The sequence below is a fragment of the Bradyrhizobium nivariense genome (genome assembly GCF_029846695.2).
In the GTDB taxonomy this organism is placed as follows: domain Bacteria; phylum Pseudomonadota; class Alphaproteobacteria; order Rhizobiales; family Xanthobacteraceae; genus Bradyrhizobium.
Genome location: NZ_JARWCR020000042.1, coordinates 1 through 12,498 on the forward strand (window position 1 = coordinate 1; position 12,498 = coordinate 12,498).

The 12,498-nt window shown below is 64.0% G+C and carries 8 protein-coding genes and 1 pseudogene; 4 read left to right on the forward strand and 5 right to left on the reverse strand.

All coding sequences use genetic code 11. The features are described from left to right. The first annotated feature begins 12 nt into the window (after window positions 1–12). Complete coding sequence (locus QCM77_RS28395) at window positions 13–1,086, forward strand: DUF1194 domain-containing protein (protein ID WP_347882398.1); 1,074 nt, start codon at window positions 13–15, stop codon at window positions 1,084–1,086. Window positions 1,087–1,490: 404 nt separating this feature from the next. Further along, a complete protein-coding gene (locus QCM77_RS28400) occupies window positions 1,491–3,458 on the forward strand; it encodes a carbohydrate porin (RefSeq protein ID WP_279664921.1) in 1,968 nt (655 codons plus the stop codon). A gap of 7 nt (window positions 3,459–3,465) precedes the next feature. Here QCM77_RS28400 and QCM77_RS28405 read toward each other — a convergent pair whose 3' ends face one another. After that, window positions 3,466–4,197, reverse strand: a complete 732-nt coding sequence (locus QCM77_RS28405; RefSeq protein ID WP_279664920.1) for a sulfite exporter TauE/SafE family protein — start codon at window positions 4,195–4,197, stop codon at window positions 3,466–3,468. Window positions 4,198–4,315: 118 nt separating this feature from the next. Then, window positions 4,316–6,391, reverse strand: a complete 2,076-nt coding sequence (locus QCM77_RS28410) for a methyl-accepting chemotaxis protein (protein ID WP_279685810.1) — start codon at window positions 6,389–6,391, stop codon at window positions 4,316–4,318. A 244-nt stretch (window positions 6,392–6,635) separates the two neighbouring features. Between QCM77_RS28410 and QCM77_RS28415 the strand changes: the two genes are divergently transcribed. Further along, the gene (locus QCM77_RS28415; protein WP_279685811.1) at window positions 6,636–7,931 is read left to right on the forward strand and encodes a hemolysin family protein; all 1,296 of its coding nucleotides are present in this window, start codon (window positions 6,636–6,638) and stop codon (window positions 7,929–7,931) included. Window positions 7,932–7,956: 25 nt separating this feature from the next. Here QCM77_RS28415 and QCM77_RS28420 read toward each other — a convergent pair. The 3 genes and pseudogenes from QCM77_RS28420 to QCM77_RS28430 all read right to left on the reverse strand — a co-directional run. Then, window positions 7,957–8,106, reverse strand: a pseudogene (locus QCM77_RS28420) (PilZ domain-containing protein); the annotation flags it as partial. Window positions 8,107–8,224: 118 nt separating this feature from the next. Then, a complete protein-coding gene (locus QCM77_RS28425; RefSeq protein ID WP_279664914.1) occupies window positions 8,225–9,934 on the reverse strand; it encodes an FMN-binding glutamate synthase family protein in 1,710 nt (569 codons plus the stop codon). 448 nt (window positions 9,935–10,382) lie between these two features. Then, window positions 10,383–11,156: a ferredoxin--NADP reductase gene (locus tag QCM77_RS28430; protein WP_279664913.1), complete on the reverse strand. Its 774-nt coding sequence runs from the start codon at window positions 11,154–11,156 to the stop codon at window positions 10,383–10,385. A 388-nt stretch (window positions 11,157–11,544) separates the two neighbouring features. On the opposite strand from QCM77_RS28430, the gene QCM77_RS28435 reads away from it, so the two are divergent. Next, window positions 11,545–12,477, forward strand: a complete 933-nt coding sequence (locus QCM77_RS28435) for an ATP-grasp domain-containing protein (protein ID WP_279664911.1) — start codon at window positions 11,545–11,547, stop codon at window positions 12,475–12,477. Window positions 12,478–12,498 lie beyond the last annotated feature (21 nt).

Consider the following 12,498-nt stretch of genomic DNA (forward strand, 5'->3'; position numbering starts at 1 on the left):
GACCCCGCCCGGATGTCCCCCCGGGCGGGGTCATCCGTTTCAGCGCCAGAACAGCCCAGCGACGACTTGGCTCAGACTGCCTTCCGATTGCACGTTCCGCGTGTCAGGATACGAATCGGGGGCTGGAGGGCGAGCGTGAATTGGCGGGTCTCAATTGGATCGATCCTGATCGGGATCCTGGCATCGACGCAGGCATTTTCAGAGCCGGAGTCACGACCGCAAGCAGCGATCCAGGGTGACAGTCGCGCTGCCGTGGACATAGAGATCGTGATCGCGGTCGACATTTCCTACTCGGTGGAGCCGGACCTGGCAGCTCAACGCGAAGGCTTTGCCAATGCCATCGTTTCGCAGGAGTTTCTTCGAGCCTTGCGGACCGGCCCGATCGGCAAGATAGCGTTGACCTATTTCGAATGGTCATCCACGAACGACCAGAAAATCATCGTCCCCTGGCGGCAGATCGACGGACCGGAAGCGGCCGAGGCCGTCGCGACTGAAATCATGAAGGCGCCGATCCGCCGCGGTTCGCGCACCTCGATTTCGAGTGCGATCAAGTTCGCGGTGCCGCTGTTCGAGCAGGGCCCGTACCAGGGCTCGCGTCGTATCATCGACATTTCGGGCGATGGTCCCAACAACAACGGCGATCCTGTCACCACTGCGCGCGACACAGCGTTGCAGCAGGGCATCGTCATCACCGGCCTGCCAGTCATGATCAATGCAACACCCCCTGGTCAGGCGGACATCAACCATGTGGACCATATCGATTGGTACTATGAGGATTGCGTGATCGGCGGCCCAGGTTCCTTTGTTGTGCCGGTCACCGATCGCGAAAACTTCAAGCAGGTGATCCGGACCAAGCTGGCTCTCGAGGTCGCAGGCGGCGCGCCGGATCAATCGCCTGCTTACTCTGTGGACAAGAAGCCGCGAGTTCTCTGCACGATCGGCGAAAAGCTCTGGCAGCAGCGGTGGGATACGATCGGGCCGGCGACGAATAGTCCGGCGACGAGCAAGCCGGCGGCAAACGGCCCGACGAACAAGGAGGACGCGTTGCTCGACAAGAAGATGAAGGGCATCTGCCGCGGCTGCTAGGTGCTTACGTGAGCCGGCGACCGACCGCCGACCTTCACGACTCCGCCGCCCCTCCCATTTGCCTAGCCTCAGATAGATCGCCAGCAAGGGCCGGCTCCGCTCAAGCAGTCCGGATTCCCCGGCACCGTCAGGCAATGTTGCTGTCACGTCACACCGAGATGCGAACCATCCCCTGCGGCAATCCGCACTAGTTGCTATTGAGAATTAATCGCAATAAGGTTCGCAACGAGTTCAGGGGCTTGGGAAGAAGCCGGATCGGATCGAGATCATCTCGCCCGATCGCGGGAGCACCTAAGACCTGATGACAGGGCCGCCGCGAATCGGCAGGGATAATCGCGGCGAATGGGACACATTCGTGTTTGGGGGCGTGCGTTTTGACGTTGAGAGGTCACCGACACCGGTATTTGCGGACGGCCGCGGCGATTGCCTCGGGCGTGCTGGCTTTTCCAGCCGCCGGCCATGCGGCCGATCTGCCGTTGAAGGCGCCGGCGCTGAAAGCCGTCTATGACTGGACGGGCCTCTATATCGGTGCGCACGCCGGCTACAGCCTCGGCTCGTCGCGCTTTACGCTGAGCGACGGCGCCGCGATTAGCGACAACGGCGTCTTCAGCGGCATGAGTGGCGGCGTGCAGGCCGGCTACAATTACCGGCTCAACTCCGGTTGGCTGGTCGGCGTCGAAGGCGATTTTTCGTTTCCGAACTACATCATCTCGAACTCGACCGTCTCCTTCCTGGCGACACCCGCCAACACCGTCACCCAGCAATGGGACTACACCGCGAGCCTGCGCGGCCGCGTCGGCTACACCAGCGGTTCGTGGCTGGTCTACGCCACCGGCGGCTTTGCATGGATGGGCGAGCGCTATTTCGACACGCCGGCCGCGGGCGAAGTCCCGAAAATCCTGAACACGCGGCCCGGCTGGATCGCGGGTGCCGGCATCGAATACGGCTTCGCGCCGCATTGGAGCGCGCGGGTCGAATATCTCTACAGCCGCTTCGACGGCGCCAACGTCGCCTTCTCCACAGGCGCCCAATACACCTCTTCATCACTCGACTTTCAGTCGATCCGGCTCGGCCTCAATCGCAAGGTCGATTGGCCAGGCATGCCGAGCTACAATCCCAAAAGTTCGCTGTTCGACGCTGAATCGGATCGCTGGGAGATCCACGGCCAGAGCACCTATCTGCCGCAAGGCTATCCGTCGTTCCCCGCGCTCTACAGCGGGCCGAACTCGCTCTCGCCATCGACGCAGGCCAAGGCGACCTGGAGCAACAGCCTGTTCCTGAACGCGCGGCTGTGGGACGGCGGCGAGGTCTATTACAATCCCGAACTGCTCCAGGGTTTTGGATTGAACGACACGGTCGGCGCGGCAGGCTTCCCCAATGGCGAAGCGCAGAAGTCGAACTTTCCCTATCCGCATTACAACACCTCGCGCCTGTTCGTGCGCCAGACGTTCGGCTTTGGCGGCGAGCAGGAAGAGCTCGCCAGCGGCCAGTTGCAGCTTGGGCAGAAGGTCGATGTTTCCAGGCTCACGGTGCAGGCCGGCAAATTCGGGGTGGTCGACGTGTTCGACGGCAATGCCTACGCCAAGGACACCCGCAAGGATTTCATGAACTGGTCGCTGTGGGCGCCGGGCGCCTTCGACTATTCCGCCGACAAGGTCGGCCTCACCTACGGCGTCACCGCCGAGCTCAACCAGAGGCAATGGGCGCTGCGCGGCGGCTATTTCCTGATGGTCGCGGAGCCCAATTCAAATCATTTCGACACCAAGGTCGGGGAGCGCGGCCAGTACGTGGTCGAGCTCGAAACGCGGTTCTCGCTGTTCGGCCAACCCGGCAAGCTCAGGACCATGGGCTGGCTCGACAGCGCCAATATGGGAAGCTTCCGCGAGACGCTGGACAATCCCGCGCTGAATCTCGACATCGCACAGACCCGGCGCGGCCGCGTCAAGGTCGGCTATGTCGTCAATCTCGAGCAGGCGATCACGGACGATGTCGGGCTGTTCGGCCGCTGGAGCTGGAACGACGGCAAGTCAGAAACGGTTGCCTTCACCGATATCAACCGCAGCCTGTCCGGCGGCCTGTCGATCAAGGGCACGAAATGGGGCCGGCCCGACGACGTGGTCGGCGTCGGCGGCGCCATCAATGCTATCTCGCAGGACTATCGCGACTTCCTGGCCGCCGGCGGCCTCGGTGTTCTCATCGGCGACGGCGCGCTCAACTACCGCAAGGAGCGCATCCTCGAAACCTATTACGCCTACGCGCTGAACAAGAATCTCACCCTCACCGCGGACTACCAGCTCATCGTCAACCCCGCCTACAACGCCGACCGTGGACCGGTGTCGGTGTTTTCGGGACGGCTGCACGGCGAGTTCTGATCGCGACTCAGAACAGCAGCGCGACGCCGGAGACGAACAGCAGCGCGAGCACGATCTTGCGGAACATCGCCTCATCGATCCGGCCGAACAGCTTCAGCCCGAGCCACGTCCCGGCAAACAGAAACGGCAGGCCAAGCGCAAACAGCTTTGCGGTGTCGAGCGTGAGCGCCCCCTTGGCGCCCAGCAGGAACGCCGCCATGGCGAACACCACGACTGCGACGGGCTGGAAGGTCGCGCGCTGGACGTCCTTGGGCAGGCCACGCAGATTGCACCAGATGGTGATGATGATGCCGGCAAGGCCGGTCAGCCCGCCGAGCAGGCCGTTGACGAAACCAATCGACATGTCGGCGGTGCGCGGCACGATTGTCGCGACCTTGAGCTGCGGCCTGAAGAACGCATAGAGGCTGTAGACGATCAGGATCGCCCCAACCGCGATGCGGACGCTGTTCGGGTCAGCCCAGGTCAGAAGCGACACGCCGACCGGCACGCCAAGGACGGCGCCGACCATGAACGGCCACAGCCGGCGCCAGTCGAGCGCGCTGCGCAATTTCCAGACCGAGTAGCCCTGCACCAGAAGTCCGAAGCCGACGATCAGGCTCGCGCTCTGAAGCGGCGTCAGCACATAGAGCCACAGCGACGCCGCGACCAGGCCGAAGGCAAAGCCGGAGAGGCCGGCGACGAACGCGCCGGCGAAGGTGGCCATCAGGAAAAGGGTAAGCTCGATCGTGATCCCGTCCATTGCTCGCTCCAAACATCAGCGAGCAGCGCTTGCGTGGGATCACCCACTTCACGGGGAGGCTGCGACACCCCCAGGCTGGAAAGCCTAGGTGAAGCCGGCTGCTTCCACAATGACCATGTTACGCGGCCCGGATCGCGTCCAGAAACTTCCCAACCTCGACCTTGAGGCGGCTGCTCTCGCCGGACAGCGATCTCGCAGACGCAAGCACGTTGGAGGAAGCCGATCCGGTCTGGCTCGCGCCGCGCTGCACGTCGACGATGCTGGCGGAGACCTGCTGGGTGCCGCGTGCCGCCTGCTGCACGTTGCGGGAAATCTCCCGCGTCGCCGCGCCCTGCTCCTCGACCGCCGAGGCGATCGCCGATGCGATCTCGGACATGCGGGTGATGGTGTCGCCGATCGCCTTGATGGCGCCGACGGAATCCTCCGTCGCGCTCTGGATTCCCGTGATCTGCTGGCTGATCTCGCCGGTGGCCTTGGCGGTCTGCTCGGCCAGCGCCTTGACCTCGGAGGCGACCACGGCGAAGCCGCGCCCGGCCTCGCCGGCGCGCGCCGCCTCGATGGTCGCATTGAGTGCCAGAAGATTGGTCTGGCCCGCGATCTGGCTGATGAGCTCGACCACGTCGCCGATCCGGCCGGCAGCCTTGGCGAGCTCGCCGACATAGTCGTTGGTTCGCCCTGCCTGCTGCACCGCTTCGCTGGCGACGCGCGCGGAATCCTGGACCTGCCGGCTGATCTCGTCGACCGAGGACGCCATTTCCTCCGCGGCCGCGGCAACGGTCTGCACATTGGTGGAGGCCTGCTCGGAGGCGGCCGCGACGGTCGCGGTGACCTTTTCCGATTGGTCGGCGGTGCTCGTCAGCGTTCCCGCCGACACTTCCAGCTCCGACGATGCCGACGATACGGTGTTGATGACGTCGCCGATCAACGCTTCGAAATCGCGCGCGATCTGGTCCATGCGCTGGCTGCGCCGGAGTTTTGCCTCGGCTTCGACCGCGGCTGCCTCGTCGGCGGCCTTCTTGTCGACCAGCGAATCCTTGAAGTGCTGGAGCGAGCCCGCCACCTGGCTGATCTCGTCATTGCGGCCCGTCACGGGAATCTCGATCTCGTGCTGTCCGGCGGCGAGCGTTGCGATCACATTCGCGAGCCGGCTCAGCGGCGTCACCACGCGGCTGCGCAGCATCATGGTCACGCCACCGAGCGTCCCCAGCAGCGCCAGCACTGCAACGCCCGCGAGCGCGAGCATCGCCAGCGCGCCGTCGCGCGAGGCCGAGGCGCGCTCGGCAGCTTCCGCCAGCGCGGCGTCGCGCACGCCGTAGAACATCTGGATGGCCGGCACGATCACGTTGGCGAGCTCCTCGGCGTTGATGCCGTACTTGCCGTCGCTCCGGGCCGCGGGCATCTCCTTGTCCACGGCAGAAGCTGCTCTTCCGAAATAGGATTCCGTCGCCGCCTTCAGCGCGGTGGCGATGCGGGGCGGGCTTCCGAGCTGGTCGATGCCGGCCTCGATGCGCTCGCGGTCGGCCTCTACCCGCCCCTGCATACGATCCATCAGCGAGAATTCGGCCGCCGTGAGCGGTCGGCGTGCGCTCAGCGCCGGCGACAGCGTGGCAGCGCGGCTGCCGGCCGAGACGCGCAAATCCTGCGCCGTTCGCGCCAGGCTCAACAGCGCCGCAAGCGAGGAATCGGCATTGATGATCTTCGCTTCGAGCCGGTTCATGATCGGCTCGATATTGCCGATGACCTCGGCAACGCCTGGAAGGAAGCCCTTGATCACAGCGCTGTCGCGCGCCGCCAGGGGAACGCTCATCGCGCGATCCGCCGCCGTGGTGACATCCTTGAGCCGCCGCGCGGCACGGTCGAGGTTCTCGATCATCGGTCCGGAATCATCCAGCATCATGATGGCGCGCCTTGCCCCCTCGAACGCGGCATCGGCTGCTTTCGCGGCCTTCGCGGCGGCATCGATCTGCGCCTGTGTTGCAGGGTTCTCCTGGAAGATCGGGGAGATGTAGGGAGCGCGAAGGCCGGCGACCTGCTGGCTGACCATCAGGGTCGCACCAAAAGCGTCGACCGTCTTGATCGCGTCGGAGCGGTTCGTGAAGATGCGCGTCTGTGGTACGAGCACCTCGGCGCCAAGGACGACTGCAAAAACCGTCACCGTCAGCATCGACAGCGCGAAGAGCTTCCCGATCCGCATCCTGGTCCCCGAATACATTTCTACAAATGTCGAAAACCTAGCTGGCGGCCGCTAAGGGCCGGTTAAGCAGGGACATGCCCGTAGTTCCGCGGGGCGGCAGCGTCGCGGGCCTTTCGGAACACAGTGTCGCACCGAGGTTCCTCGCGGTGCCGAATGCGACAGAATCGTCGGCATTTCTTCCCCGAATACCTATATCAATGCCCTGTGCCGCTATCTGGCCACACTCCCTTACCTCGGAATGTCAATGCTCTCCGTCGAACTCGCTATCGTCGTTGTCCTGATCGTCATCAACGGCTTGCTGTCCATGTCCGAGCTGGCCGTGGTCTCGTCACGCCCGGCCCGGCTGTCAATGCTCGCCGCCAAGAGCGTACGCGGCGCCGAGCGGGCGCTGACGCTCGCGGCCGATCCCGGCAAATTCCTCTCGACAGTGCAGATCGGGATCACGCTGGTCGGCGTACTCTCCGGCGCGTTCTCGGGCGCGACGCTCGGACAGCGGCTGACGCAATGGCTGCTCGAGCTCGGCCTGTCCGCAGGGATTGCCGACATCGTCGGCGTCGGCATCGTGGTCACGCTCATCACCTACGCCACCCTGATCGTCGGCGAGCTGGTGCCGAAGCAGGTGGCGCTGCGCGACCCCGAGAGCATCGCGGTCAGGGTCGCGCCTGCGATGCACCTTCTGGCGCGGATCTCGCTGCCGCTCGTTTTCCTGCTCGATCTCTCCGGCAAGCTGATCCTCTCGCTGCTCGGCCGCGGCGGCAAGGCCGAGGAGAAGGTCTCGGAGGACGAGATCCATCATCTCGTCAGCGAGGCCGAGAGCGCGGGCGTGCTGGAATCCGGCGAAAAGGAGATGATCGCAGGCGTGATGCGGCTCGGCGACCGGCCGGTCGGCGCGATCATGACGCCGCGCACGGAGGTCAACGAGATCGACCTGCGCGATGCACCGGAGATCATTCAAGCGACCATCGCGAAGAGTCCGCATTCGCGCTTTCCCGTGTCCGACGGCGACCGCGACAAGCCGATTGGCGTGCTCCAGGCCAAGGACCTGCTGGTCGCCTACATGAACGAGCGCACGCCGGATTTGCGCGTGCTGGTTCGCGAGGCGCCTGGCATTCCTGCGTCGGCGGATGCCCGCGACGTGCTGGCAATCCTGAAGGCTGCGCCGGTGCATGTCGGCCTCGTCTACGACGAATACGGCGCCTTCGAAGGCATCGTGACGACGGCTGACATTCTGGAATCGATCGTCGGCGCCTTCCATTCCGAGGAAGGCCCGCCGGAACCGGCCTACGTCAAGCGCGCTGACGATTCGCTGCTGATCTCAGGCTGGATGCCAGTCGACGAGTTCGGCGAGCTGCTCGGCATCGAACTGCCGCCGCACCGCTACAACACTGTCGCCGGCCTCGTGCTGCAACAGTTCAACGTGCTGCCTGATGTCGGCGACGCCTTCGACCTCGGCGGCTGGCACGTCGAGGTGGTCGATCTCGACGGGCGGAGGATCGACAAGATTCTGGCGAGCCGGAGCGGCGAGAAGGCGGCGGCGTGAGTAACGCCACTCGTCGTCCCGGCGAATGGTCGGGGATGCCGACGGGGCTGGTGACGTCGAGCGCGGCGCCGGTATCGGACAGGTTGCGGACGGTGCAGTCGATCGCGCCGCCGCCGAACTCGATCGTCGCGGCCTTCAGCACGCGATGCCTGCCTCTATTGCGTCGCTCGTCCATAGGGCCAACTTACACCCAAGCTGACACAGACATTAAGATGCAATCCGGCTCCCGTTAAATTTACGCGCGATCAGACCTCGCGATATCATCTGGCGGTATCATATGGTGGGCCGGCGCCCTATGGCGCCGGCTGGAACGTCTCCGTCCGCGCCATCCGCCAGGCGTCGCGGAAGCGTGGGTCTTCGGTGCCTTCGAGCAGCTCGCCCGGACGCAGCGACGGATAAAGCTGCGCGAAGGATTTCACCTGGGTCGTCGACGTCCGCTGGCTGAAGTGGATCGGGCGCAGCTGCTGCGGATGTTCGAGGCCGGCCGCGGCGATCAGCTCGGTCAGCGAGTACAGCGTCGCATGGTGATAATTGTGCACGCGGTCGATCTTCAGCGGCACGTAGAGCGCGCGCGCCCGCGTCGGGTCCTGGGTCGCGACGCCGGTCGGGCAGCGGTCGGTGTGGCAGCTCAGCGACTGGATGCAGCCGAGCGAGAACATGAAGCCGCGCGCCGAATTGCACCAGTCGGCACCGATCGCCATTGCGCGCGCCATGTCGAAGGCGGTGGCGATCTTGCCGGACGCGCCGATCTTGATGCGGTCGCGCGCGTTGATGCCGATCAGCGCGTTGTGGACAAAATTGACACCCTCGCGCATCGGCATGCCCAGATGGTCCATGAACTCCAGCGGCGCTGCGCCGGTGCCGCCCTCGTTGCCGTCGACGACGATGAAATCAGGATAGATGCCGGTCTCGATCATCGCCTTGCAGATCGCCAGAAACTCCCAGGGATGGCCGATGCACAGCTTGAAGCCGGTCGGCTTGCCGCCGCAGAGGCGGCGCATCTCGCCGATGAACTGCATCATCCCGGTCGGCGTCGAGAAGGCGCGGTGCGAGGCCGGCGAGATGCAATCCTCGCCCATCGCGACGCCGCGGATCTTGGAAATTTCCTCCGAGACTTTCGCCGCCGGCAGCACGCCGCCATGGCCGGGCTTGGCGCCCTGGCTGATCTTGAGCTCGACCATTTTGATCTGGTCCTGGCTCGCGACGCGCGCGAACGCTTCGGGATCGAAGGCGCCGTCGAGATGACGACAGCCGAAATAGCCCGAGCCGATCTCCCAGATGACGTCGCCGCCCATCTCTGCGTGATAGGGACTGAAGCCGCCCTCGCCGGTGTCGTGCGCGAAGCTGCCCTTCTTCGCGCCGGCATTCAGCGCGCGCACGGCGTTCGGGCTGAGCGCGCCAAAACTCATCGCCGAGATGTTGAATACCGAGGCCGAATAGGGCTTCGCGCAATCCGGCCCGCCGATGGTGACGCGGAATTTCTCGTCGGCATGCGTCTTCGGCGAGACCGAGTGATGCATCCACTCATAGCCCTCGCGGTAGACGTCCTCCTGGGTGCCGAACGGGCGCTTGTCGAGCTGCATCTTGGCGCGCTGATAGACCACCGCACGGATGTCGCGCGAGAACGGCATGCCGTCCTTCTCGCTCTCGAAGAAATATTGCCGCATCTCCGGGCGTATCTCTTCGAGCAGAAAGCGGATATGCGCCGAGATCGGGTAGTTGCGCAGAACGGCGTGGCCCTTCTGCATGAGGTCGCGGACGCCAAGCAGTGTCAACGCGCCGAAGATCAGGATCGGGATCAGCAGGATGTCGAAGATCTTGCCATCGGCGAAGCCGATGCCGATCAGCAGCGCCGTGACCACCGCGCAGATGGTCAGGACGATGAAGCGCGGGGAGAATGGCAGCAGCAGGGTTTCCATGATCCCCTCTTCCGCCAGCGGCAACCGTTTGGTCGATAAGTTGGGCGATTCCTGCGTCTTATTCTCGTCGGCCACGATTCCCATCCTCTCGCCAGCATGAGGCGGTACGATACGCCCGCGCCTGTCATACGGATATGACGTGGCCCTTGTTTCAGGCTAGCGAATTCGGCGGAGACAAATCAATCAGCCCGATGGCTGGGCTTTTGCAGTGCAGCAGAGGACAGGACAATGACCCTGTGGCATCGCCTCGTGCGGGGTACGCTGGAACGGGCTGTCTGGTTCGGGAATGTCGCGGGCTGAGAAGTAGAATGTGGGTCGTGAGGCGGGTCGGCGACCACACTCATCGCCGTCGTCCCGGCCTAGTGCGCAATTGCGCACGGGGGCCGGGACCCATAACCACAGGAAGCGGTTTGGCGAAGACTGGTCGTTTGGGGACCGGCATCATCCGCGAGTCGAGAGACCTCGCGGTATGGGTCCCGGCCCCCCGTGCGCAATTGCGCACTAGGCCGGGACGACCAGAGCGAGCGGCGCTTTACCGCTCGACGAACGCCTTCTCGATCACGAAATGGCCGGGCTTGTTGCCGGAGCCCTCGACGAAGTCGCGGCCCTCGAACATCACTTTCAGCTCTTCGAGCATTGCCGGGCTGCCGCACATCATGATGCGGTCGGTCGCGATGTCGAGCGGGCCCTGGCCGATGTCGTTGAAGATCTGCTCGGAGCTGATGAGGTCGGTGATGCGGCCGCGGTTTTTGAACGGCTCGCGGGTCACGGTCGGATAGTAGATGAGCTTGTCCGCGAGCAACTCCCCGAACAGCTCGTCCTCGCGAAGGCTGGCCACGAGCTTCTCGCCATAGGCGAGCTCGGAGACCTGACGGCAGCCATGCACCAGCACGATGCTGTCGAACTGGTCGTAGACTTCGGGATCCTTGATCAGGCTCGCGAACGGCGCAAGCCCCGTGCCGGTCGAGAGCAGCATCAAACGCTTGCCGGGGATGAGGTTGTCGGTGATCAGCGTGCCGGTCGCCTTGCGTCCGACCAGGATCGTGTCGCCTTCCTTGATCTTCTGGAGACGCGAGGTCAGCGGGCCATCCTGAACCTTGATCGAGAAGAACTCGAGCTCTTCCTCGTGATTGGCGCTCGCCATGCTGTAGGCACGGAGCAGCGGACGGCCCTCAACCTCGAGGCCGATCATCGCGAACTGGCCGTTCTGGAAGCGGAAGCCGGAATCGCGGGTGGCGCGAAAGCTGAACAGCGTGTCGGTCCAGTGCTGGACGGAAAGAACTTTCTCTCGGTAAAACGCGCTCATGATTTTCGCTATTCCGAATAATTACGGTTTTAGGGCAAAATCGTTGCCCGGCCCCTGAAAGCGGAGCGGACACCATTGCCATGGCGGAGGATTTCGCGTCTGTGATCTACGCCATTGCGACCAATAATCAACCTCGTTCCGGATGCAATTGATGCCGGTCAAACCGGCATTTGCGGCGGAAATGGTCACATCATTAATGAATCTGCTGCCGGGCGCGCGCGGAGGGCAATTTCTTTTCCCTCCAGGGCTTGATTGCAGCACTTAATTTCCGTCGCGCTCGCGATAATTTCATTAAGAATAGCTCTGACTTTCACCCCGGTTTGGCGCCGTTTCCCGCATTTTTGCGGCTTTTGGCGACAGGAACGACTGGACCTAGCGACCGAAACACATGGCGGCGAGCGGCGAGCGAATCTTCGTCCAGGCGATCAAGCGCTATTGCGCGAACCATGGCATCGCGCTCGATGTCCGCGCCGGTGGCTGGCTGCTCGCGATGCGCCGGGGCGAGCAGCGTCACTTCGCCTTCGGCTACGACATCGGCCTCAACAGCGCCATCGCGCATCGTCTTGCCAACGACAAATCAGCTACGGCCGAGGTGCTTGCGCTCGAAGACGTGCCCCGCATTCCCCATCACCTCTTCCTCAATCCGAGCATGGGCGCGCAAATTGCCGGCCCCGATTGGCGCGAGGCGATGCTGTCGTTGCTCGCGCAGAATCCACAAGGCGTCGTGGTGAAGCCGAACGAGGGCACCTCGGGACGCGCGGTGTTCAAGGTAGCGAACAGTGACGAGCTCGATCGCGCCGTCGGCGAGGTTTTCTCGTCGAGCTTCGGCCTCGTGATCGCGCCCTATGTCGAGATCGAGGATGAGGTGCGCGTGATCCTGCTCGATGGTCAGCCGATGATCGTCTACCGCAAGGAGCGCCCGCAGGTCACTGGCGACGGCGTGCAGACATTGCGTGAACTGGCGACCGCGGCGGGACATGAGAAGCAGCTCCGCGAGATCGGTGCGGGCGAGGCGAACGCCATTGTCCCGAAGGGCGAGCAGCGCATCTTGAACTGGCGGCACAATCTCGACGCCGGTGCGCGGCCGGTGCTCCTGAACGGCGGTGAAGTCCGCGCGGCTTGCGCACAACGCGCCATCGACGCTGCCAACGCCATCGGCATTACCTTCGCATCGATCGATTTGGTCCGCGTCGATGGCGAGTGGCGTGTGCTCGAGATCAATTCCGGCGTGATGATGGAAGCGCTGGGGAAGCTGCATCCCGAGCTGGTGCAGGCGACGTACGATGCGGCGCTGGATCGGATGTTTGGCGAGGAGTTCTGAGCAGATTCATGCAGCCAAGGG